Genomic DNA, 23,599 nt, shown 5'->3' with positions numbered 1-23,599 from the left:
AACCGCGGGACCGTGTGGCTGGTCGCGCGGTTCCCCGGGCCCCTCGCGGGGCGCTTGCCTACGCGTCCTCCTTCAGGAGGTCCGCGCACTTCTCGCCGATCATCATGGTCGTGATGCACGGATTGACGCTGACGAGATCCGGCATCACCGAGCCGTCCGCCACCCGCAGCCCCGCGACCCCCTTGACCCGCAGCCGCGCGTCGAGCGGGGCCGAGGGGTCGTCGTCCGCGCCCATCTTCACGGTGCACGACGGGTGGTAGACCGTGTTGTGGGTCTTGTGGATGTAGTCGAGCAGCTCGTCGTCGGTCCGGACGTCCGGACCGGGCGCCAGTTCCGCACCCGCCCAGCCGCTCAGCGCGGGCTGCTCGGCGATCCGCCGGGCGAGCCTGAGCCCGTACGTCATGACCCGCACGTCGTGCTCGTGCGTGAAGTAGCGCGGGTCGACCTTGGGTTTGTCCCGGTAGTCGCGGGTGCGCAGCCGGACCGTTCCCCGCGACCTCGCCCGCGTGACGTTCGGCGTGAGGCAGAACGCGTTCTCGGACGTGGGGTAGCCCCAGCGCGCGGTGTTCATGTCGAACGGCACCGACCCGTAGTGGAACATCAGGTCGGGCCGGTCCAGGCCCGGTTCGGTGTCGTAGAAGATGCCCGCCTCCCACCACTGGCTGGACGTGGTGGTCATGGGCTGCGCGGCCTCCCACATGATGACGCCCTCGGGGTGGTCCTGGAGGTTCTCTCCGACGCCGGCCGAGTCCACCACGACCTCCACGCCGACCTCGCGCAGATGTCCGGCCGGTCCGATGCCGGACAGCATCAGCAGCTTCGGGGTGTCGATCGCGCCGCAGGACACGATCACCTCGCGCCGGGCCCGTACCGTCCGCGTGTGGATCAGGTCAGGGTCCAGATACTCGGCGCCCACGCACCGCGGGCCGTCGAGTACGAGCTTCTTGGCCCGCACCCCCGTGCGCACCTCCAGGTTGGGCCGCTTGCCCAGGACGGGATGCAGGTACGCCACCGACGACGACTGACGGATGTTGTCCTCGTCGGAGTTGATCTGGAACCAGTTGGCGCCCCGCACCACCGTCGAACCCGTGTTGAAGGGCGTCGTCGGAATGCCGGCCTGGGCGCACGCCTCCAGCAGGGCGGTGCCGCACGGGTCGTCGCTCGTGAGCGTGCGCAGCTTCACCGGGCCGGTGCGGCCGTGGTGGTCGCCGGGCGCGTCGTTGTTCTCCAGCCGCTGGTAGAGCGGGAAGAGGTCCGCCGCGCTCCAGCCCGTACAGCCCGCCCCGGCCCAGTCGTCGAGGTCCTCGGCCGGGGCCCAGAAGGCGATGCAGGAGTTGTGCGACGAGCAGCCGCCCAGCACCCTGGCACGGGCGTGCCGCATGAAGCTGTTGCCGCTGGACTGCGGCTCGACCGGGTAGTCCCAGTCGTAGCCGGACTCCAGCAGGCCCATCCAGCGTTCCAGTTTCAGGATGTCGTCGTCGCCGACGTCGCTCGGGCCGGCCTCCAGCACGCACACCGTGGCGGACGGGTCCTGGGACAGGCGGGCCGCCACCACGTTGCCCGCGGTGCCGCCGCCGACCACCACGTAGTCGAACTCATCGGTGCTCACGAGTGGTTGACCTCCTTCAGTCGGCCGCCGGGGAGGCGAGGGGAGTCGTGGTGGCGGGGGGCCGCAGCTGGTGCTCGGAGAGCACGCCGGTCCGGTGCCGCTGGACGAACCAGTAGTAGGCGAAGCCGCCGCCCATGATGACCGCGACGAACAGCACCGCGCCCCAGCGCAGGTACCAGTGGAACGGGGCGGCCGCGTTGTAGACCTCGGCCCGCGGCCAGATCAGGTTGATCGTCATGGCGGTGCCCCACACCACGGCGACGATGTTGACCAGCAGCCCCCAGCGGCCCAGCGAGAACTTGCCGTCACCCGCGGGCTGCCACCTGCCGCGCAGCCGGGCCACCAGCATCGGCGCGGTGACGCCGAGGTAGGCGAGGTAGATCATGATGATGCCGATGCTGGTGACGACCGTGAAGATCTGCGGCTGGCGGATGTTGACGACGAGGATCGCCACGGCGAGCACGCCGATGATCACCGCGGGGAGCACCGGGGTCTGGAACCGCGGGCTGACCTTGGCCAGCAGGGAGGACGCGGGCAGGTTGTTGTCCCGGGCCATCGCGAAGGTGAGGCGGATGGCCGCCGTGTGGACGGCCAGCGCGCACACGGTCACCGCGATCAGCACGCACCACAGCATCGCCTTGCCGGCCGTCGAACCGAGCACGTCGAGCACGATGTACTGCAGACCGTCCGTGGACAGCTTGTCGCCCTTCAGGCTGGAGACGCTCATCAGCGCCAGCAGCAGGATCAGACCGCCCAGGACGAACGAGGCGACGATGGCGCGGATGATGGCGCGCGGCGCGTTGCGGGACGGGTCGAGGGACTCCTCGCCGAGCGAGGCGGCCGTGTCGAAGCCGTACATGACGTACGCGGACGCCAGTGAGGCCACCAGGAACGCGCCCATGTAGCCGGTCTGGTGCCCGGCCCCGGTGCCCGCGGTCTCGGTCACCACCTGCGGTCCCCGGGTGATGTGGACGGCGAACATCACGATGAGGACGACGGTGGCTATCAGCTCGATCAGCACGCCCGTGCTGTTGATGGTGGCCATCAGCTTCACACCGAAGGCGTTCACCAGGGTCGTGAACAGGATCAGCACCGTCGCGAGGACCACCGCGTTCGTCGCCACGTCGTACGTGCCGGTGCCGTCGCCGACGAACTGGAAGAAGCTGGAGATCTGCGGAAGCGTGAGCTGGTAGGCGAGCGCCACCGCCGAGATCGACACGATCGACGCGATGAGCATCATCCAGCCGGCCAGCCAGCCCAGATGCGGATTGCCGATCTTCTTCGACCAGTTGTAGACCGAGCCGGCGACGGGGTAACGGGCGGCCAGTTCCGCGAAGCACAGGGCGACCATGAACTGGCCGACGAAGACCATCGGCCAGGACCACCAGTAGGCGGGGCCGCCGCTGCCGTAGCCGAAGTAGAACAGCTGGAACGTGCCGGTCAGGATCGAGATGTAGCTGATGCCGGCGGCGAAGGTGTGGAAATTGCCGAGGGTGCGCTTGAGCTCGGGTCTGTAGCCGAACTCGGCGAGCTCGGTGTCGTCGTTGCCGTGTGGTCCGGACTGTGGTTGCTCGGTCGTCGTCATGAGCGGACTTCCTGGTGGCCGGAGGAGGGGAGGGAGCGGCTCGGTGCGGGGGCCGGGGTCCGTGAGGGGGGAGGTCGTACACGGGCTTGAGGTGCCCGCTGTCACGGACGGGTCATACCCAGGGGCCTCAGGAGAACCAACCCTGCGGCGCCGGGGCCGTGTTGCGCCAGATGTGCTTCGTCTCGCGGTACTCGGCGAGTCCCGCCGGTCCGAGTTCGCGCCCGAAGCCGGACTGCTTGAAGCCACCCCACTCCGCCTGCGGCACGTAGGGGTGGTAGTCGTTGATCCACACGGTGCCGATCCGCAGCCGGTCGGCGACCCGGGCCGCCCTGGCCTCGTCGCTCGTCCACACGGCACCGGCCAGACCGTAGATGGTGTCGTTGGCGAGCCGCACCACCTCGTCCTCGCTCGTGAAACGCTCCACGGTGAGCACCGGGCCGAAGGACTCGTCCTGGACCACCGACATTCCCGAGGAGCACTCGTCCAGCACGGTGGGCAGGTAGTAGAAGCCCTCGTCAAGACCCGGTCCCGAGGGGCGCTCGCCCCCGCACCGTAGCACCGCCCCCTCCTCCAGGCCCTTGGCGACGTACGCCTCGACCTTCGCGCGGTGGGCCGCCGAGATCAGCGCCCCGGCCTGGGCCCGCTCGTCGAACGGTCCGCCGAGGCGGATCAGCCGGGCCCGTCGGACGAGTTCCTCGACGAACCGGTCGTGCAGGGAGTCCTCCACCAGCAGCCGCGCCCCCGCCGAGCAGACCTGCCCGGAGTGCAGGAACACGGCGGTCAGCGCCATGTCGACGGCCGCCTCGAAGGCGGCGTCGGCGAAGACGATGTTGGGGTTCTTGCCGCCGAGTTCGAGGGCGACCTTCTTGACGGTCCCGGCCGCGGCGGCCATCAGGCCACGGCCGGTCTGGAGTCCGCCGGTGAAGGAGACGAGGTCGACGTCCGGGTGGTCGGCCAGCGGGGCGCCCGCCTCCGGTCCGGCACCGAGGACCAGGTTGGCGACGCCCGGCGGGAGTCCGGCCTCGGTCAGCAGCCGCATCAGGTGGATGGCGGTGTGCGGGGTCAGCTCGCTCGGCTTGAGGACGAAGGTGTCGCCGGCCGCGAGGGCCGGGGCGACCTTCCAGGCCGTCTGGAGCAGCGGATAGTTCCAGGGGGTGATCAGCGCGCAGACGCCGACCGGCTCGTGCACGACCCGGCTGTCGATCCCCTCCGTCCCGGTGTCGACCACCCGCCCGGTCTCGCTCGCCACCAGCCGCCCGAAGTAGCGGAAGCAGTTCGCGATGTCGTCGATGTCGTACTCGCTCTCGACCAGCCGCTTCCCGGTGTCCAGGGACTCCGCGCGGGCCAGCGCGTCCTTGTCCCGGATCAGCAGGTCGGCGACCCGCACCAGCAGGTCACCGCGCTCGTTCGGCGAGGTCCGGGGCCACGGACCCGTGTCGAAGGCCCGGCGGGCGGCGCCGATCGCCTCCACCGTGTCCTTCCCGCCCGCCTCGTCGACGACCCCCACCAGGGAACCGTCGGCGGGACAGCGGATCTCGCGGGTGCGCCCGTCGACCGCGCCGCGCCACGTGCCGTCAATGAACAGGTCCGGCATGACTGCCTCCCAGCATGTTCAAGAGCCACTCGTGGAAGATCCCGATGTGGTGCTCGGTGGGGACCAGCACACCACCCCTGCGGTACGCCCGCGACGCCATCGCGGGCTGCGTCCGTTCGCACGCCTCGAAATCCTGTTCGTTGACCCGGTGGAACAGCTCCACCGACTTCGTCACATCCGCCCCGGAGTCCACCACCTCCGGTGCGTACAGCCAGTCGCACTCCACGATCGTATGGTTTTCGGCCATCGGGAACATGCGATGCAGGATCACATGGTCCGGTACCAGGTTGATGAACACCGTCGGCTTGACCGTGATGGCGTAGTAGCGGCGGTCCTGGTCCTCGGAGACCGCGGGCAGCCTGGCGAAGCCCTCACTGCCGTCGACGGTGAAGCCCTTGACCTCCTCACCGAACGCGGCGCCGTGGCCCACGTAGTACTGGGCCGCGTAGCCGTCGGCGAACTCCGGGAGCACGTCCGTCAGTTCGGGGTGGATCGTCGCGCAGTGGTAGCACTCCATGAAGTTCTCGACGATCAGCTTCCAGTTCGCCCGCACGTCGTACACGATCCGCTTGCCGAGGGCGAGGTTCTCGGTGCCGTAGTGGTCGATCGCGGCGCTGTCGCCGAGCCGTTCGACGGCGGCCCGCATGACCGTTTCCTCGAAGGACGGCGGCTCGTCGGCCAGGCAGACCCAGGCGTAGCCCAGCCATTCCCGCAGCGACACCTTGATCAGTCCGTACGCGGCCCGGTCGACGTCCGGCATCTTGATCAGGTTGGGCGCGGCGATCAACGTGCCGTCGAGGTCGTACGTCCACGCGTGGTACGGACACTGGAGGTTGCGCCGCACCTCGCCGGACTCCGCCATGCACAGCCGGGCCCCGCGGTGCCGGCAGACGTTCAGGTAGGCGCGCAACTCGCCCCTGCGGGTGCGGGTGATCAGGACGCTCTCGCGGCCGACCTGGACCGTGCGGAAGGCGCCCGGCTTCGCGAGGTCGGCGCCGCGGACCGCGCAGAACCACATCGACTCGAAGAGGTGCCGCTGCTCCTGACGGAAGATCTCCGGGTCGGTGTAGTAGTGCCCGGGGAGGGTGGCGATCAGGCTGGGGGAGATCTGGCGGGCCGCGGAGAGCCGGCTCTCGGGGGCGGGGGTCGTCGTCACGGGCGGGCTCCTCAGGCGGGCGCGGCGGCGAGGCGGGCGGGGTCGAACAGGCCGATGGGGTGGCCGGTGTCGCCGGTCAGGGCCAGATCGGCGAGGATCTCGCCGACGACGGGCACGAACTTGAAGCCGTGTCCGGAGAACCCGCAGGCCACGGTGACCGAGTCGGGGTGGGCCGGATGGCGGGCGATGACGAAGTGCTCGTCCGGCGTGGTGGAGTACATGCAGGTCGCGGCCTTGAGGAAGGTGCCGGGCAGGTCCGGGACGCAGTCGGCCATGTGGTCGGCCATCGCCTTGATCTCGTCCTCGTGGACCGTGCGGTCGATGGTCTCCGGGGTGGTGACCCGGCCCTTGCGGAAGAAGGCGACCTTCGCGCCGAGGTCGGGGCCGTCGATGGACGGGAAGCCGTAGACCTGGACGCCGGCCGCGTCCTCCCAGACGTAGATCGGGTGGTTCTCCGGGAGGAAGGGCTCGACGCCGTGCCGGGGCTGGAACCAGTACATGACCTGCCGCTCGATGGTGAACGGGACCCCGAGGTCGGTGAGCAGCCGCGGCGCCCACGCGCCCGGGCAGATCACCAGCTGGGCGGCGGTGTAGGTGTCCTCGGCCGTGTGCACGCGGACGCCGTCCAGGTACGGCTCCCAGCGGGTCATCGGCTCCTCGAAGTGCAGGTCGGCGCCCTGCCGGGTGGCGAGCTGGAGGTGCGCGGCGACCGTGTTCTCCGGCCGCAGCAGCCCGGCCTTGCGCTCGAACAGCGCCACCTCGTCGTCCCTGGGCGTGAGCGTCGGGAAGCGGCGGCGGATCTCCTTCGCGTTCAGCATCTCGTGCGGCAGGTCCCACCGCTGGGCGGAAAGCAGCGAGCCCGAGACGGTCCGGGAGTCGGGGCGGCCGACCATCACGCCGCCGGGGAGGATCGCGATCTCCCGGCCGGTGGCCCGCTCCAGGTCCTCGTACAGATCGTAGGCGCGCAGCAGCAGCGGGACGTACGCCGGGTCCTCGAAGTACGACTGCCGGGTGATCCGCGAACCGCCGTGGCTGGAGCCCCGGTTGTGCACGGGGCCGAACTTCTCCAGGCCGAGTACACGGGCACCGCGCGCGGACAGGTGGTGGGCGGCGGCGCTGCCCATGCCGCCGAGACCGATGACGATCACGTCGTAGGTGGGGGACACGTAGGGCCTCCTGAGGGGTGCGTGAGCCGGGTCAGCGACGGATGCGGGTCATCTTCGGGTCGAAGAGGGGCTCTTCGGCGACCGTCGCCGGGACCCGCCGGCCGAAGTACTCGATGTGCACCCCGGTACCGGTGGCGAGAGGGGCCGGCAGCCAGGCGTACGCGACGCAGCGGCCGACCGTGTAGCCGTACGAGGCGCTGGTCACGTAGCCGGCGGGGACGCCGTCGACGTACACCGGCTCCTTGCCGAGGACCACGGCGGCGGGGCCGTCGAGGAGGAGGGGCGTGAGCCTGCGGGTGGGAGGCGTGCCGGTAAGTGCGTCGCGACCCGTGAACTCCTTGTCCCCGCGGACCGCGAAGCCGAGGCCCGCCTCGTACGGGGTGTGCTCGTCGGTCATGTCGGTGCCCCAGGCCCGGTAGCCCTTCTCCAGACGCAGGGAGTTGAATGCCGAGCGGCCGGCCGCGATCACACCGAGTTCCCGGCCGGCCTCCCACAGCGTGTCCCACAGCCGCAGGCCCAGGTCGGCGGTGGTGTACAGCTCCCAGCCGAGCTCGCCGACGTAGGACAGGCGCATGGCCGTCACCGGGACGTGCCCGAGGTACGTCTCCTTCGCGCGGAAGTAGCCGAAGGCCTCGTGCGAGAAGTCGTCGTGGGTCAGCGGCTGGACGAGGTCGCGGGCCAGCGGACCCCACACGCCGACGCAGCAGGTGCCGGAGGTGATGTCCCTGAGGTGGACGTCGTCCGGGGCGTGCCGGGCGAGCCAGTCGAGGTCGGCGGGAGAGTTGGCGCCGACCTGGAACCGGTCGGCGCCGAGACGGGCGACGGTGAGGTCGGAGCGGATGCCGCCGGTCTCGTCGAGGAGGAGGGTGTAGGTGACCGCGCCGGGCTTCTTGCGGAGGTTGTTGGTGGTCATGCGGTCCAGGAAGGCGAGCGCTCCGGGGCCGGTGACCTCCAGGCGCCGCAGCGGGGTCATGTCGTAGAGGGCGACCTTCTCGCGGGTCGCCCTCGCCTCGGCGGCGGCGATGGGGGACCAGTGGCGGGCCGACCATGCGTCGCGAGCGGGGAGCGGGTCGAGCGCGTCGACGAGCGGGGCGTTCGCCTCGTACCAGTGCGGGCGTTCCCAGCCGCCGCCCTCCAGGAAGTAGGCGCCGAGCCGCTGCTGGCGGGCGTAGAAGGGGCTGACGCGCAGGGGGCGGGGCTGCTCCATCGGCTGGAGCGGGTGGAGGACGTCGTACACCTCGACGAACTGCTGTGAACCGCGTTCACGGATGTACGACGGTGAACGCTGCGCTTCCTCGAAACGCGTGAGGTCGCACTCGTGCACGTCCAGGGACGGCCGCCCGTCGACCATCCACTCGGCCACCGCCTTGGCGACACCGGCGGAGTGGGTGACCCACACGGCCTCGGCCAGCCAGAATCCGCGCAGCCGCCGTGACTCGCCGAGGACCGGCATGCCGTCCGGGGTGAAGGAGAAGACGCCGTTGAAGCCCTCCTCGATCTCGGTGCCGCGCAGGGCCGGGATCAGCCGGCGGCAGTCGTCCCAGCTCGGGGACCAGTCCTCCGCCGTGAACGGGAGCGAGGACGGCATGTCCAGGTTCCGGGCGCGGGCCGCGTCGTAGGGCAGGACCGCGAACGGGTCGACGGGCAGCGGCCGGTGGGCGTAGGAGCCGATGCCGATGCGGTCGGTGTGTTCGCGGAAGTACAGGTCACGGTCCTGGAAGCGGAGGATGGGCCGGGACGCCTCCGCCTCGTGCCCGTGGAGTTCGGGGAGCGGCTTGGTCCGCGCGTACTGGTGGGCGAGCGGTTGCAGCGGTACGTCGATCCCGGCCATGCGGCCGATGACGGGCCCCCAGAAGCCGGCGGCCGAGACGACGTGGTCGGCGGGGAAGGTGCCGCGGTCGGTGACCACGGCGGTGACCCTGCCGTCGGCCTGCTCGATCCCGGTGACGGTGTGGCGTTCCAGGAAGCGGGCGCCCCTCGCGCCGGCCCGGTCCATCTGGGCGCGGGCGGCGAGCAGGGCGCGGGCCAGGCCGTCGTCGGGCGTGTGGAAACCGCCGAGGACCACCGACGCGTCCAGGAGCGGCCACAGTTCCTTGCAGCGGGCGGTGCTGACGACCTCGCCGCGGATGCCCCAGGCCGCCGCGTAACCGGCCCTGCGGTGCAGTTCGGCGAGGCGTTCCGGGGTGGTGGCGAGCTCCAGACCGCCGACCTGGTCGAAGCAGGGGACGCCGTCCACGCGCAGGGAACCGAACTTCTCCACCGTGTACCTGGCGAACTCGGCGAGCGTTTTCGACGGGCTGGTCCGGAACACCAGGCCGGGCGCGTGCGAGGTGGAACCGCCGGGGGCGGGCAGCGGGCCCTGCTCCAGGACGGTGACGTCACTCCAGCCGCGGGCGGTCAGTTCGTCGGCCAGCGAACAGCCGACGATGCCGGCCCCGACGACGACCACGCGGGGGGAGTGCGGGCGGTGCTCGGGCGTGGAACCCGTTGCGGGCGTGCTGGACATGCCCCTCCTTGCGGTGGCGGGGATCGCGGGGATGGCGGGGATGCGGGGGCGGATGGGGGATGGGGGATGTGGCGATGGACGAGGGAAGGCGGGAGCGGGAGCGGGGGGTGAAAGGGGGAGGTGGGGCGTCGGGCCGCTGTAGCGGGGGCGTGGGTGCCGTGGGGGTGTTCGGGCCGCTATACGGCGGGTGCGGTCGGCCGCTCGGCGGCGAGGGCCGGGCGGTCCCGGAACGGCGGGCGCAGCGAGCAACTGCCCCAGGTGTGGCCCGCGTTATGGATGAGGCCGGTGGCGGTGGCGGTGGCGGTGAGGGTCCGGCCGTCGGTCACCAGGGTGACGACCCGGCCGACCCGTACGGCGTGGCTCCGGCCGCTCACAGGACCACCACCGAGCGGAGCACCTCGCCCCGGTGCATTTTGGCGAAGGCCTCCTCGACCTGGTCGAGCGCGATGGTCTCGGTGACGAAGGCGTTCAGGTCCAGCAGTCCGTACAGGTACTGGTCGATCAGGAAGGGGAAGTCGCGGCTGGGCAGACAGTCGCCGTACCAGGACGACTTGATGGCACCGCCGCGTGAGAACACGTCGATCAGCGGGAGTTCGACCTTCATCTCGGGGGAGGGCACGCCGACCTGGACCAGCAGGCCCGCGTGGTCGCGCATGTAGAAGGCCTGCGTGAAGGTCTCGGGCCGGCCCACCGCGTCGATCGCGATGTCCACGCCGTGTCCGTCGGTGAGCGCGCGGACCGCCTCGACGGGATCCGTGCCCCGCGAGTTGACGGTGTGCGTGGCGCCGAACCTCTCCGCCTGGTCGAGCTTCCCGTCGTCGATGTCGACGGCGATGACCTTCATGGCGCCGTTCAGGCAGGCCCCCGCGATGGCCGCGTCGCCGACACCACCGCAGCCGATGACGGCGACCGAGTCGCCGCGCCCGACCTGGCCTGTGTTGACCGCGGCCCCGTAGCCCGCCATCACCCCGCAGCCGATCAGGCCCGCGGCCTCCGGGCGGGCGGCCGGGTCGATCCGCACCGCCTGGCCCGCCGCGACCAGCGTCTTCTCCGCGAAGGCGCCGATGCCGAGGGCGTTGCTGAGCGGGGTGCCGTCCAGCAGGGTCATCGGCCGGGCGGCGTTGCGGGAGTCGAAGCAGTACCAGGGGCGGCCCCGGCGACAGGACCGGCAGGAACCGCAGGGGGCGCGCCAGGCCAGCACCACGTAGTCGCCGGGCGTGAGGTCGGTGACGCCCTCGCCGACCGCCTCGATCGTGCCGGCCGCCTCATGGCCGAGCAGGAACGGGAAGTCGTCGTCGACGGCGCCCTCCCGGTAGTGCAGGTCCGTGTGGCAGACCCCGCAGGCCTGCACGGCGACGAGCACCTCTCCGGGACCCGGGTCGGGGACGACGATCGTCCGCACCTCGACGGGTGCGCCCTTCTTCACAGCGACTACGGCACGGACCTCGTGGGGCACGACCAAGCTCCTCTGCTGTTGCGCAGTGCACTATGGGTTGCGCGATGAGGAACATAGTGGGAACGCCGGCAAGCGGCCGTCAAGAGGTGCGAGTTAACCCTTGGCAAAAGGAACGGGAGGGGGGAAACCTGCCGGACACACAGCGGTGCGGGACCGGGAATATCCGGTCCCGCACCGTGTGGAGTCAGGGGGTGAGGATGTCGGAGAGGGCGGCTGGGGGCCGGGGCGGCTGGAGCGGGTGGCCGAAGGGAGCCGCTGGCGAGGGTGGTCGGACGGGTGGACGCGTGGTCGGCTCGGGCGCCACGGCACGGGAGCCCTGCTCGGGCGCTGCGTCAGAAGCCGTATCCCATGCGGCGCGACAGCTCCGCCCCGGCCGCGACCGTGCGCTTGGCGACCTCCGGCAGCCGGTCGCTGTTCAGCCGGTACACCGGCCCCGAGACGCTGATCGCCGCGATCACCTTGCCGTCGTGCGCGCGGACCGGGGCGGCGACGGCGGTCAGGCCCAGCTCCAGCTCCTCCAGGGTGACGGCGTACCCCTGCTGCACCACGGCCTCCAGCTCGCCGCGCAGCACGGAGGCACCGGTGATGGTGCGCTCGGTGAAACGCGGCAGGGAACGTGCGAGCAGGCCCTCGCGCAGGGTCGGCGGCAGGTGCGCCAGCAGTACCTTCCCGCTGGAGGTGGCGTGCAGGGGGGTGCGCCGGCCGAGCCAGTTCTGGGCGGTCACGGACGCGGTGCCGCGGGCCTGCATGATGTTGACCGCCGCGTCGTCGTCGAGGACCGCGATGTTCACCGTCTCGCCCAGCTCGTCGGCGGTCTCCCGGCAGACCGGGACGCCCTCCTGGGAGATGTCCAGCCGCACTGCCGCCGCCCCCGCCAGGCGTAGTACACCGGCCCCCAGGTAGTACTTGCCGCGGTCCTTGGCCTGTGCCACCAGACCGCGGTTCTCCAGGACGCCGAGCAGCCGGAACGCGGTCGACTTGTGCACGTCCAGCTCGTCGGCGATCTCGGTGACACCCGCCTCACCGTGGCGGGCGAGGATCTCCAGGACGCTCACGGCGCGGTCCACCGACTGGACGGCGCTGGCGGTCCCTCTGCCGCTCTTCTCCGGGTACGCGGCCTTCTCCGAGCCGCGGTCTGACTGCTTCTGCGTGGGGGTCATGGCTCAACTCTCACCACCTGGGGGCCCGGTTCGGGCCGCATCTGCGGGAAACCCTTGACGTGGCGGGCGTCCCGCCCGGATTCTGTTGCGCATAGCGCTTGCTCATGCGCCATGTGAAACATCATGTTACCGAAGGGTCCGGTGCCCGGAAGGGCCCGGACCATCCGGACCGACGAGGTCCGGCGCCTTTCGACCTGCTGGACCAGTGACGCCCCAGCATGCCGTGATCTCCGGACCGCCTCCGGTCCGTACTCCCTGTTCCCGCCTGGACGACACAGGTCCGGACCGAGCGTCCCGGACCGAGAGGGGGGCCCATGATTCCCGTCTGCCGCCTCGAAGACCTCCCCGAGGGCGAGTCCGTCCGCATCGAGACGACACCGCCCATCGCCGTGTTCCGCACAGACGACGGCGAGTTGTACGCCATCGACGACACCTGCACCCACCAGGACGCCTCCCTCTCGGAGGGCTGGCTGGAAGGCTGTCTGGTCGAATGCCCGCTGCACGCCGCCTCATTCGATCTCCGCACGGGCCGGCCGACCTCCCTCCCGGCCCGGCGCTCCGTGCGCACCCACCGCGTCACCGTGGACGACGGCGGTGTCGTGCACGTCCACCTCAGCGCTGAGGAGGGCACCGCCGCGTGAACTCCGCGATCTCCGAAAGTTCCGCGATCTCCGAAGATTCCGCGATCTCCGCGATCTCCGCGATCTCCGCGATCTCCGCGATCTCCGCGATCTCCGCGATCTCCGTGACCTTCGCGATCTCCGTGGCCCGGTGGCGTACGGCCCCTGCGAGCGCCCCTTTCCGTACGGCGGTCCCGCCCGCGCGTACGCCGGCCCGGCACCGGCCGCCGAGCGACAGGAGCGGTACCGCATGAGGACCGTGACCGTCGTCGGCGCCTCCCTCTCCGGTCTGTACGCGGCCCGGGAACTGCGCGCCCAGGGCTTCGACGGGCGGCTGGTGGTCGTCGGCGAAGAGCCCCACCGCCCCTACGACCGGCCTCCCCTCTCCAAGGACTTCCTCACCGGACGCGCGGATGAGGACCGGCTCGCCCTCGCGGACGACGAGGAGACCGCCGCCCTCGACGCCGAGTGGCTCCTCGGCACCCGTGCCCGCAGCCTCGACGCCCGCGGCCGCACCGTCCTGCTCGACGACGGCCGCACCGTCTCCACCGACGGCGTCGTCCTCGCCACCGGCGCCTCGGCCCGGCGGCTGCCCGGTGACAGCCTGGTCGGCGTCCACACCCTGCGCACCCTCGACGACGCCCGCGCCCTGCGCGACGAACTCGCCGGCGGCCCGCGCCGGGTGGTCGTGATCGGCGGCGGCTTCATCGGCGCCGAAACCGCCTCCTCCTGCGCCGGGCTCGGGCACACCGTCACGGTCGTCGAGGCCGCTCCGCTCCCGCTCGTGCCCCACCTCGGCCCCGAGATGGCCGCGGTGTGCGCCGCGCTGCACCGGCGCGGGGGAGTGGGCCTGGTCACGGGCACCGGGGTGGCCGGACTGCGTGGCACCGTCTCCGTCACCGGTGTCGCCCTCTCCGACGGCCGCGTCCTCCCCGCCGACACCGTGATCGTCGGCATCGGTGCCGCCCCCAACACCGGCTGGCTGGCGGGCTCGGCACTCGCCCTGCACGACGGCGTCCTGTGCGACGACGGCTGTGTGACGGCGCTGCCCCAGGTGGTCGCCGTCGGGGACGTCGCCCGGGTCGGCGGCAGCCGGGCAGAACACTGGACCTCGGCGACCGAGCAGCCCCGCGTCGCCGTGGCCAACCTGCTCGCCGGGCGCACACGGGAGACCGTGCGGTCACTGCCCTACTTCTGGTCGGACCAGTACGGCGCGCGCATCCAGTTCGCCGGCCGCCGACAGGCCGGGGACAGCGTCCGCCTCACCGAGGGCGACCTCACCGACGGTGCCCCGGCCGACGGCGGCTTCCTCGCCCTGTACGAGCGGGACGGCCGCACGACCGCCGTCCTCTCCGTCGACCGCCCGCGCCCCTTCATGCGGGCACGACGCGAACTGACGCGTGACGCGAGCCGGGTGGGGTCGGCGACACGGTGAGTCGAGAGGCGGAAGCGGGAGTTGATGGTGCGGCGGGCCAACGCGTTGGTAGAGCGTGGCCTGGTGGGTCGGCGACCCCGCGATCCGGTGACCCGGTGACCCAGCGATCCTTTGGGCCGGTGACCCGCGACCCGGCAACCGGGCGGTCCTGTGGGTTCGGAGAACCGGTGACCCGGGGGCCCGCGCCCCGGCGCCCCCGTGCCCCGGTGGGCCGGCGAGCCTGTGGGCCGGTGGCCGGTGTCCAGCGCCCGCCCCCACGGGCCGGGCGTCCCGGCTCAGGAATCGCGGCCGGACTCGGTTGCAGGCGCGGCCCGCGACCGGCAGCGGACGGCTGGTGGGAACGCGGCTCGGAATCCGCCTCGGGCCGACGACTGATCGGGCACTCGGCCGGGACTCCCTGGCAGGGGGCGGGGTAGCGATCAGCTTCCCGGGCGGGGCACACGGCGGGGGCGTCGCCGACGGCTGGCTCGACACCGGCTCGCGGTCCACCGACGGCGGCCCGTCCGGCACCCCGCACTGACGCGACGGCCCGTCACCACGCACGGGCCGGTCCCGGCGTCCTCCGCGCGCTCCGGCATCCCTACGAGGGTGCTCCCGGTGCGGCGCGTTCCCGCATCCCTACGACCGCGCCCCTCCTTACGAGTGCGCCACCTGTCCGGCCCCCTCCCGCCGACGTATCCGCTCCTGAGCCCGCTCGGTCGCAAGCGCCTGTCGACGCTCCTTGCGCCGTTCACGTCGCAGGGCGCGCGCGGTGCTGCTGGGGGTGGACACCACGCCGTTGCGCTGGTTCCACACCTGACGAGTCACCCAGACGTCGAGCGCGCCCCAGGTGGCCACCACCGTGCTGGCCACACTGCTCAGCACCATCGGGAACGCCAGCCAGGAACCCGCCATGGTGCACAGGAAGGCGACCATCGCCTGGACCAGCGTCACGGCGATGATGAGCACCGCGCGCACCGCCGAGGTCCGCACCGGATCGGGCAACCGGCGTCGCCGCGCCGGTTCCTCGACCCACAACGGCCGTTCGTACGCCTGCTCCTCGGCTGTGCGGCCCTCACCGGACCGGGCCGCTCCGACTGCCGCGGCCTCGGTCATGCGCCCGCGCGCCGCCGGACCGCCTGCCGTGGCCGCCGTACCCTCGCGTTCGTCCGTCGTCGCGGGTCCGTTCGTCGGAATGTCGCGATCCGGCGCCTCGAAGGGACGCCGGGTCGCCCGGTGGGTCACCTCGTCCGCACCGCCGCCCGACGGTGCTTTCCGTCGCTCCGCCGTGTCCGTCAACATGTCACTCCCCACTGCCGGCAGACCGCTCGCCCGTGTCCGAAGGCACGGCTCCCCAGCGGCTGCCCGGCTTGCGCTGTTTTACGCCGCCCGGTTGCTGGACGCGGCTCCTGTGGCCGATTCCGCCCCCAACTCCCATGGAGAAGGACGAACAACGCCTCCTCAAGATTCCCAAGGACGTGAATTTCCGGCCAACCGCCCAACTGTCCCGGTCAACTACGGCACGGTCGCCACGGAGGGCGGGCAGGACACAATCTCCCGTAATGAACGGACAACTCCCCATGACTCGCCGCCGGTGCGGATGTTCGGCTTCCGGACCGGTCTTCGAGTTACGTGCGAGTCAGTAGTAGGCTCGCGCCGTTTATTGACGTACATGTGTACCCCCTGTCGGAGGGGGTCGAGCTGGGGGAGGCCATGCGCTTTCGCGGGAAGTCGATCCGCCGGAAGATCGTGGCGCTGCTTCTCGTGCCGCTGGTGTCCCTGATCGCGATCTGGGGCTTCGCCACGGTACTGACGGGCCGGGAAGTGGCCCAGCTGTTCCACGTGTCGTCCCTCGTCGAGGAGGTCGGCTACCCCACCGAGGACGCCGTCCGCGTCCTGCAACAGGAACGCCGCCAGACTCTCGTCTACCTCGCCGACCCCCGGGCCTCGGACGCGCTCTCCGCGCTCCGCACCACCCGGGAGGCCACCGACGAGGCCGTCGCCGAGTTCCGCGCGAACGCGACGAACCCCGATGTCCGTGACGGCATGGACGCGGACGACGACGAACGCGTCACCGCCGTCCTGGACGCCTTCGAAGGCATCGACTCCCTCCGGCGCAGCGTCGAGGAACGCAGCGTCACCCGAGCCGCGGCCCTCGGCCAGTACAACAGGCTCGTCGATCCCTGCTACTCCCTGCTGGCGGCTCTCGACGGCGTCGACAGCGTGGAGTTGGACAAGCAGGCCCGCGCCCTGGTGAACGTCACCCGCGCCCGTGAACTGCTCTCCCGGGAGGACGCCCTCCTCGGCTCCGCCCTGGTGGTCGGAAAGCTCTCCCGGGACGAGATCCGCGAGGTCTCCGACCTCGCCGCCCAGCGCACCCTGCTGTACGACATCAGCCTGCCGGTGCTGCCGCCGACGGAGCGCGAACGCTTCGCGAGCTTCTGGAAGAACGCCACCTCCGCTCCCCTGCGCTCGGCCGAGCAGTCCGTGATCGACTCCGCTCCCGGAACCCCGCGTTCGGTCACCGCCAAGAGCTGGGACGCGGCCGCCGGCAGCGTGCTCGACGAACTCGCCACGCTCAACGACCAGGCGGGCGACCGCTATCAGGACCGGGTCCGCCCGGACGCGATGGGCGTCATCATCAAGGCGTCCGTCGCCGGGGTGCTCGGTCTGGTCGCGCTGCTCGCCTCGCTCGTGCTGTCCGTCCGTGTCGGCCGCAACCTCATCCGCGACCTGCGGCAGCTGCGCCTGGACGCCCACGAGGCGTCCGGGGTACGGCTGCCCAGCGTGATGCGCCGCCTGTCCGCGGGCGAGCACGTGGACGTGGAGACCGAGGTCCCGCAGCTGGAGTACGACAAGAACGAGATCGGCGAGGTCGGCCAGGCCCTCAACACCCTCCAGCGTGCGGCCGTCGAAGCCGCCGTCAAGCAGGCCGAGTTGCGGGCCGGCGTCTCCGAGGTCTTCGTGAACCTCGCCCGGCGCAGCCAGGTCCTCCTGCACAAGCAGCTCACCCTGCTCGACACCATGGAGCGCCGGACCGAGGACACGGACGAACTCGCCGACCTGTTCCGCCTCGACCACCTGACGACCCGTATGCGCCGGCATGCCGAGGGCCTGGTGATCCTCTCCGGCGCCGCCCCCTCCCGGCAGTGGCGCAAGCCGGTGCAGCTCATGGACGTGGTCCGGGCCGCCGTCGCCGAGGTCGAGGACTACGAGCGGGTCGAGGTCCGCCGGCTGCCCAGGGTCGCCGTCACCGGCCCGGCGGTCGCCGACCTCACCCATCTCGTCGCCGAACTCCTGGAGAACGCCACCGTGTTCTCCCCGCCGCACACCGCCGTCCAGGTGCTGGGCGAGCGTGTCGCCAACGGCTTCACCCTGGAGATCCATGACCGCGGCCTCGGTATGGCGGCCGACGCGCTCCTGGACGCCAACCTCCGGCTCGCCGAGACCCCGGAGTTCGAACTGTCCGACACCGACCGGCTGGGCCTGTTCGTGGTCAGCCGGCTCGCCCAGCGACAGAACGTCCGGGTCTCCCTCCAGCCGTCGCCGTACGGCGGTACGACGGCCGTGGTGTTCATCCCGGACACCCTGCTGACGGACGACGTCCCGGACACCAACGGCATCGGCTTCCGCCTCGACCGTCCCCAGCCGCCCAAGGAGACCGAACCGGAGAAGGCCCGCCGGGCCCCGCTCTCCACGGCGTCGGGGCCGCTGCCCGGCCTGTCGCCCGCGCTCCTGGACGGTCCGGTCGAGCTGGAGGCCCCTGTCGGCCTGGACGCCCTGGGCGGCTTCCCGGGCGCGCTCGACGACGAGGAGAGCGAACGCGGCGGACTGTTCCGCCCGCGCCGCACCCCTTCCCGTACGGAGGACGCGACCGGGGCCCGTCCGGACGACGTGCGCGGGGAGGCCGCGGGCCCCGCGAGCGGCGCCCGTCCGGACGGCCCGGACGACGACCTGAACGCCCCGGTCCCGCTGCCCCTCCGCCGGACCCCCAAACTGGTCAGCTCGCACGGGCGGCCGGTCACCGAGCAGCGGTCGCGCGACGAGGAGCGGGACGAGGAGCACCCGACGGGCCCGGGCCGGACGCGTCCGCAGGCGGCCGCCCCGCTGCCCGCCCGCCGGCGCGGCACAGGTCCGCAGCGCCGGTCGACCGGCGGGCCCGACCCTCTCGACGAGCAGCGCACGGGTTCCGCGAGGCCCTCGACCGCTCCGGCCTCCACCGGTCACGCGTTCGGCGGGGCGCCCGAGGCGCCCGCGTTGCCCCGGCGCACCCGCCGTACCGAGATCGCGTCGAGCGGCCCGGAGGGCCTGGGCACTCCGGTGGAGCCCGCCTACGAGGCCGGCGATCAGACGGCGACCGGGGGCCCGGGTTCCGGATCTGGTTCCGGTTCCGGCCCGGCGTGGCAACGGCCGGGGTCAGGGGCGAGAGCCGGTGCAGGTTCCGCTCATGGTGCCGGTTCCGGTTCCCCGGTTCCCCGGCCCGGTTCAGGCTTCGGCGGCAGATCGGGATCCGACGCCGCGAGGCACCAGACCGGCTCTGGCTCCGGCTCCGGCTCCGGCTCCGGCTCCGCGAGACAACAGCCCGGCTCCGGCTCCCCGCGAGGGTCCGCCCCGCAGGACAGCGTCTCCGGAGCGGCCCCGCTGCCCCGCCGGGTGCGGCAGGCCAACCTGGCTCCGCAGCTGAAGAAGGGCCCCGACCGGCGGCGCACCGACGACCGGGCGGAGCTCGACGAGCGGGACGCCGACGAGGTACGCAGCCGTATGGCCTCGCTCCAGCGGGGCTGGCGACGCGGCCGCGAGGAGAACGCCGCGGGCGACGACGCCCCCAGCGGCACAGCACCACAACGAACGACAAAGGGAGACGGTCGATGACCGCACCGAAGGCGACCGGCCACACCGCGACCGACGGGTCCGGCGAGCTCAACTGGCTCCTGGACGACCTGGTGGACCGTGTCGCGAGCATCCGCAAGGCCCTTGTGCTGTCCGGCGACGGCCTGCCGATCGGGGTGTCCGCGGACCTGAGCCGGGAGGACAGCGAGCACCTGGCCGCCGTCGCCTCCGGATTCCACAGCCTCGCCAAGGGCGTGGGCCGCCACTTCGAGGCGGGCAGCGTCCGGCAGACGGTCGTGGAGCTGGACGACGCCTTCCTGTTCGTCACCGCCGCCGGTGACGGCAGCTGCTTGGCCGTGCTCTCGGACGCCGACTCGGACGTGGGCCTGGTCGCCTACGAGATGACGCTCCTGGTGAAGCGGGTCGGCGCGCATCTGGGCGCCGCTCCGCGCACCGATCGGCCTCAGGGCGGGTAGTGGGATGACATGAGCACAGACGGTCAGGGAAGAAGTCACTGGTTCGACGACGAGGCCGGACCGGTCGTCCGTCCGTACGCCATGACGCGCGGCCGCACCACCAGTGCGGCCCAGCACCGCCTCGACGTCATCGCCGTGGTCGTCACGGAGACCCACGCGGACGACGCGGAAGGGGACCACACGCTGTCCCCGGAGCACGTGGACATCGTCGACCTGTGCCGTGAGGCCCCGCAGTCGGTCGCCGAACTGTCCGCCGAACTCGATCTGCCCATCGGAGTGGTGCGGGTCCTCATAGGGGACCTCGTGGACGCGGAGTTCGTCCACGTGAACCGGCCGGTGCCCCCGGCGGAACTGCCGGACGAGAGCATCCTGCGCGATGTGATCAACGGCCTCAGAGCGCTGTGACCGGGTGCGCCGTGCTGAACGAGGCCGTGGCGTGAGCGCCGTACGGTGCTCACGGACGGCGGTCGGTGAACGCGGGCGCCCGACGGAGGTCCGGTCACCCGCTACGCTCTCCCCACCCTCGCGGGCGCGGGTGGACCGCACGCCGGCACCGTCGGGATCTCACCGGTCCTCACCCGTGCCCGGCACGCGACGCCCGGCGTCCCGGCCGAGGGCGCCCGGACCATGAACGACGTCACCTTCGGCAACGACTCCCACCCGTCCGCCTCCTTTCGAGACCGTCGCCTCAGGACCCGCCGCAGGCGACGGCTCCCCGCGCAGCACGCCTCCCGGACCCTCGTGACCGACTCGCGGCCCACCGACCCCGAGGCTGGGGGCGGCACCCGCCCTCGCAGCCCGACTCCCTCGCGGTCCGACGCGTTCGCGGTCCGACGCGGCAGCGGCGGCGCCGGAGGCACCCGTCCCCCGTCCCCCACCCCCATCAAAGCAGGAGAAGAGATCGATGATCTTCGGGCGTTCTGAGCGCGGCGGCAAGCCCCCGGTCGAGCCCGTCACCCTCAAGATCCTGGTGGCCGGAGGCTTCGGCGTGGGCAAGACCACCCTCGTCGGCGCGGTCAGCGAGATCAAGCCGTTGCGCACCGAGGAGTACCTCACCGAGGCCGGGCGCCCGGTCGACGACATCCGCGGTGTGGAAGGCAAGCACACCACCACCGTGGCCATGGACTTCGGCCGCATCTCGCTGCGCGAGGACCTTGTGCTGTACCTGTTCGGCACCCCGGGGCAGGAGCGTTTCTGGTTCATGTGGGACGAGCTGTCCGAGGGCGCGCTCGGTGCCGTCGTGCTCGCCGACACGCGCCGCCTGGAGGACTCCTTCGCCGCCATCGACTACTTCGAACGGCGTTCCATACCGTTCGTCGTCGGCATCAACTGCTTCGAGGGAGCCGTCCGTTACCCGGAGGACGCCGTACGCCAGGCACTCGATCTCGACGACGACGTACCGCTGCTGCTGTGCGACGCCCGCGACCGGGAATCCGTCAAGGACGTCCTCATCGGGGTCGTCCGGCACGCCATGGCGTTCACCGCGGAGCACCGCCAGACCGTCACGACCTGACACGGACGCGGCCCGTACCCCCGCCGACAGGGGTACGGGCCGCTGCCCGTGAGCGCGACGCACGCGCGCGTGGAGCCCACTGCCGGGGCAGGCGACGTCCGCCCGTCAAGGCCGGGCGTCGCGAGGGGCCCGCCGTCGCCTGCCACGGCACTAGTTCTCGGCGTCCTCCAGCCAGCCGAAGCTCTTCTCCACCGCCTTGCGCCAGCGGTGGTACTCGCGGTCGCGCACCGACGCCTCCATGGAGGGCGTCCACTCCACGTCCTTCTGCCAGTGCGCCTTGAGTTCGTCGAGGTCGTTCCACACCCCGGTGGCGAGCCCGGCCGCGTACGCGGCGCCCAGACAGGTCGTCTCGGAGACCTTGGGCCGGATCACCGGCACGTCGAGCACGTCCGCCTGGTGCTGCATCAGCAGGTTGTTCTTCGTCATGCCGCCGTCCACCTTCAGGGTGGTGATCCGCACCCCGGAGTCCTGGAACATGGCGTCCACGACCTCCCGCGTCTGCCAGCTCGTCGCCTCCAGCACCGCGCGCGCGAGGTGCGCCTTGGTGACGTACCGGGTCAGTCCGGTGACGACACCGCGCGCGTCGGAGCGCCAGTAGGGCGCGTACAGACCGGAGAACGCGGGCACGATGTACGCGCCGCCGTTGTCCTCGACGCTCGCCGCCAGGGGCTCGATCTCGTCGGCGGTGCCGATGATGCCCAGCTGGTCGCGGAACCACTGCACCAGCGCGCCCGTGATGGCGATCGACCCCTCCAGGCAGTACACGGGTGCTTCCCCGCCGATCTTGTAGCCCATCGTCGTCAGCAGCCCGCTCTTCGACGGCACCGGTCGGCTGCCGGTGTTGAGCAGCAGGAAGCTACCGGTGCCGTAGGTGTTCTTCGCCGTGCCCACGTCGTAGCACGCCTGTCCGAACACCGCTGCCTGCTGGTCGCCGAGCGCGGAGGCGACCGGCACGCCCGCCAGCTGACCGACGGCCGTGCCGTACACCTCGGCGGACGACCTGATCTCGGGCAGCACCGCCTCGGGCACGTTCATCGCGGCGAGGATGGACGGGTCCCACTGGAGGGTCTCCAGGTTCATCAGCATGGTCCGCCCGGCGTTGGTGACGTCGGTGACGTGCTGTCCGCCGTCCGTACCGCCGGTGAGGTTCCAGATGAGCCAGGAGTCGATGGTGCCGAAGGCGATCTCACCCTGCTCGGCACGGGCCCTGAGACCGGGCACGTTGTCCAGCAGCCAGGCCGCCTTGGGCCCGGAGAAGTAGCTGGCCAGCGGCAGCCCGGTCTGCTCGCGGAACCGGTCCGGTCCGTCCGAGCCGCCCAACTGGCGGCACAGCGCCGACGTCCGCGTGTCCTGCCACACGATGGCGTTGTGGACGGGCTTGCCCGTGACGCGGTCCCACAGGACCGTCGTCTCGCGCTGGTTGGTGATCCCGAGCGCGCTGAGCTGGTCGGCGCGCAGTCCCGCCTTGGCGAGCGCACCGGCGACCACCGCCTGGACCCTGGACCAGATCTCGGTGGCGTCGTGCTCCACCCAGCCCGGTTTCGGGAAGATCTGGCGGTGCTCGCGCTGGTCGACGGCGACGATCGCGCCGTCGTGGTCGAAGACGATGCAGCGGCTTGAGGTGGTGCCCTGGTCGATTGCGGCGACGTACTTCTCGGCGTTGTCCGTCATGGCTACCCCTTGGGCTGGATTCAGAAAGACCGCTCGAAGCGGCGCGGAAGCTGCTCAGAAGGCTGCGTTGTAGAGGAGGCCGGCGAGTGCCCCGCCGACCAGCGGGCCGACGACCGGGATCCACGCGTAGCCCCAGTCGGATCCGCCCTTGTTCGGGATCGGCAGGAAGGTGTGCACGATGCGCGGGCCGAGGTCGCGCGCCGGGTTGATGGCGTAACCGGTGGGCCCGCCGAGGGAGAGGCCGATCCCGACGACCAGCAGAGCGACGATCAGCACCAGGGTGCCGGACTCACCCAGTCCGGTGGTCAGCCCGAAGGCGAGGATCGGCAGGACGAGCGCGACGGTCGCGATGATCTCCGTGATCAGGTTGGCGACCGGGTTCCGGATCTCCGGGATGGTGGAGAAGATGCCGAGCGTCGGGAGCGGCTCCTCGGCCGTCCCCTCCGTGGTGCCGGTCTCCCGCACGTTGGCCCGGAACTGGGCGAAGTACACGAGATAGCACAGGACGGCACCGAGCATCGCGCCGACCATCTGGCCCAGCACGTAGACCCAGACCTTGCCCCACTCGCCGGTATCGATGGCGATGCCCACTGTGACGGCCGGGTTGAGGTGCCCGCCCGACAGGGGCGCCGCGGTGTACGCGCCCGCCAGCACGGCGAACCCCCAGCCGAACGCGATCACGATCCACCCCGAGGCCCGCGCCTTGGAGTACCTGAGGGTGACGGCGGCACACACGCCGGCCCCGAACAGGATGAGGATGGCGGTCCCGATGACCTCGCCGACGAAAATGTCTCCACTGCTCATGGTGGCTCCTCGGCCATGGCCCGGGACGGTCGGCCCCGG

19 protein-coding genes are annotated in these 23,599 nt (G+C 71.6%); 7 read left to right on the top strand and 12 right to left on the bottom strand.

What is annotated here, in order from left to right; all coding sequences use genetic code 11:
* Positions 1 to 58: 58 nt before the first annotated feature.
* From QQS16_RS09450 to QQS16_RS09410, 9 genes are all read right to left on the bottom strand, one after another.
* A complete protein-coding gene (locus QQS16_RS09450) occupies positions 59 to 1,609 on the bottom strand; it encodes a GMC family oxidoreductase (protein ID WP_286061176.1) in 1,551 nt (516 codons plus the stop codon).
* Between the two features lie 16 nt (positions 1,610 to 1,625).
* Entirely contained in the window at positions 1,626 to 3,194 is a 1,569-nt protein-coding gene (locus QQS16_RS09445) for an APC family permease (RefSeq protein ID WP_286061175.1), read from the bottom strand.
* 127 nt (positions 3,195 to 3,321) lie between these two features.
* Positions 3,322 to 4,788: an aldehyde dehydrogenase family protein gene (locus QQS16_RS09440; protein WP_286061174.1), complete on the bottom strand. Its 1,467-nt coding sequence runs from the start codon at positions 4,786 to 4,788 to the stop codon at positions 3,322 to 3,324.
* On the bottom strand, positions 4,769 to 5,944 hold the full coding sequence (locus QQS16_RS09435) for an aromatic ring-hydroxylating oxygenase subunit alpha (RefSeq protein WP_286061173.1): 1,176 nt from the start codon (positions 5,942 to 5,944) through the stop codon (positions 4,769 to 4,771). Before QQS16_RS09435 ends, QQS16_RS09440 begins: the two co-directional genes overlap by 20 nt.
* 11 nt (positions 5,945 to 5,955) lie before the next feature.
* Entirely contained in the window at positions 5,956 to 7,110 is a 1,155-nt protein-coding gene (solA, locus tag QQS16_RS09430) for an N-methyl-L-tryptophan oxidase (RefSeq protein WP_286061172.1), read from the bottom strand.
* A 31-nt stretch (positions 7,111 to 7,141) separates the two neighbouring features.
* The gene (locus QQS16_RS09425; RefSeq protein ID WP_286061171.1) at positions 7,142 to 9,616 is read right to left on the bottom strand and encodes a GcvT family protein; all 2,475 of its coding nucleotides are present in this window, start codon (positions 9,614 to 9,616) and stop codon (positions 7,142 to 7,144) included.
* A gap of 176 nt (positions 9,617 to 9,792) precedes the next feature.
* Entirely contained in the window at positions 9,793 to 9,990 is a 198-nt protein-coding gene (locus tag QQS16_RS09420) for a hypothetical protein (RefSeq protein ID WP_286061170.1), read from the bottom strand.
* Positions 9,987 to 11,072, bottom strand: coding sequence for an S-(hydroxymethyl)mycothiol dehydrogenase (locus QQS16_RS09415; protein ID WP_286061169.1), 1,086 nt, complete (start codon positions 11,070 to 11,072; stop codon positions 9,987 to 9,989). The genes QQS16_RS09420 and QQS16_RS09415 overlap by 4 nt, the downstream gene beginning before the upstream one ends.
* Positions 11,073 to 11,404: 332 nt before the next feature.
* Positions 11,405 to 12,232, bottom strand: coding sequence for an IclR family transcriptional regulator (locus QQS16_RS09410; protein WP_286061168.1), 828 nt, complete (start codon positions 12,230 to 12,232; stop codon positions 11,405 to 11,407).
* A gap of 314 nt (positions 12,233 to 12,546) precedes the next feature.
* On the opposite strand from QQS16_RS09410, the gene QQS16_RS09405 reads away from it, so the two are divergent.
* The 3 genes from QQS16_RS09405 to QQS16_RS09395 are packed head-to-tail and all read left to right on the top strand — an operon-like array spanning position 12,547 to position 14,287.
* Positions 12,547 to 12,873, top strand: a complete 327-nt coding sequence (locus QQS16_RS09405) for a bifunctional 3-phenylpropionate/cinnamic acid dioxygenase ferredoxin subunit (RefSeq protein ID WP_286061167.1) — start codon at positions 12,547 to 12,549, stop codon at positions 12,871 to 12,873.
* Positions 12,870 to 13,106, top strand: a complete 237-nt coding sequence (locus tag QQS16_RS09400; RefSeq protein ID WP_286061166.1) for a hypothetical protein — start codon at positions 12,870 to 12,872, stop codon at positions 13,104 to 13,106. The genes QQS16_RS09405 and QQS16_RS09400 overlap by 4 nt, the downstream gene beginning before the upstream one ends.
* On the top strand, positions 13,103 to 14,287 hold the full coding sequence (locus QQS16_RS09395; RefSeq protein WP_286061165.1) for an NAD(P)/FAD-dependent oxidoreductase: 1,185 nt from the start codon (positions 13,103 to 13,105) through the stop codon (positions 14,285 to 14,287). The genes QQS16_RS09400 and QQS16_RS09395 overlap by 4 nt, the downstream gene beginning before the upstream one ends.
* Before the next feature lie 636 nt (positions 14,288 to 14,923).
* Here QQS16_RS09395 and QQS16_RS09390 read toward each other — a convergent pair.
* On the bottom strand, positions 14,924 to 15,568 hold the full coding sequence (locus QQS16_RS09390; RefSeq protein WP_286061164.1) for a hypothetical protein: 645 nt from the start codon (positions 15,566 to 15,568) through the stop codon (positions 14,924 to 14,926).
* A gap of 411 nt (positions 15,569 to 15,979) precedes the next feature.
* Between QQS16_RS09390 and QQS16_RS09385 the strand changes: the two genes are divergently transcribed.
* From QQS16_RS09385 to QQS16_RS09370, 4 genes are all read left to right on the top strand, one after another.
* Positions 15,980 to 19,138, top strand: coding sequence for a sensor histidine kinase (locus QQS16_RS09385; protein WP_286061163.1), 3,159 nt, complete (start codon positions 15,980 to 15,982; stop codon positions 19,136 to 19,138).
* Complete coding sequence (locus QQS16_RS09380) at positions 19,135 to 19,572, top strand: roadblock/LC7 domain-containing protein (protein ID WP_286061162.1); 438 nt, start codon at positions 19,135 to 19,137, stop codon at positions 19,570 to 19,572. The genes QQS16_RS09385 and QQS16_RS09380 overlap by 4 nt, the downstream gene beginning before the upstream one ends.
* Before the next feature lie 9 nt (positions 19,573 to 19,581).
* The gene (locus QQS16_RS09375) at positions 19,582 to 19,977 is read left to right on the top strand and encodes a DUF742 domain-containing protein (protein ID WP_286061161.1); all 396 of its coding nucleotides are present in this window, start codon (positions 19,582 to 19,584) and stop codon (positions 19,975 to 19,977) included.
* A 499-nt stretch (positions 19,978 to 20,476) separates the two neighbouring features.
* Positions 20,477 to 21,085 carry a GTP-binding protein gene (locus QQS16_RS09370; RefSeq protein ID WP_286061160.1) on the top strand — a complete coding sequence of 203 codons (609 nt, stop codon included), beginning with the start codon at positions 20,477 to 20,479 and terminating at the stop codon, positions 21,083 to 21,085.
* A gap of 150 nt (positions 21,086 to 21,235) precedes the next feature.
* Here QQS16_RS09370 and glpK read toward each other — a convergent pair whose 3' ends face one another.
* A complete protein-coding gene (gene glpK, locus QQS16_RS09365; RefSeq protein ID WP_286061159.1) occupies positions 21,236 to 22,756 on the bottom strand; it encodes a glycerol kinase GlpK in 1,521 nt (506 codons plus the stop codon).
* Between the two features lie 54 nt (positions 22,757 to 22,810).
* Complete coding sequence (locus QQS16_RS09360) at positions 22,811 to 23,560, bottom strand: MIP/aquaporin family protein (RefSeq protein ID WP_286061158.1); 750 nt, start codon at positions 23,558 to 23,560, stop codon at positions 22,811 to 22,813.
* Between the last annotated feature and the right edge of the window lie 39 nt (positions 23,561 to 23,599).

Source organism: Streptomyces sp. ALI-76-A (assembly GCF_030287445.1).
In the GTDB taxonomy this organism is placed as follows: domain Bacteria; phylum Actinomycetota; class Actinomycetes; order Streptomycetales; family Streptomycetaceae; genus Streptomyces.
This window is presented reverse-complemented; position numbering and strand designations above follow the sequence as displayed.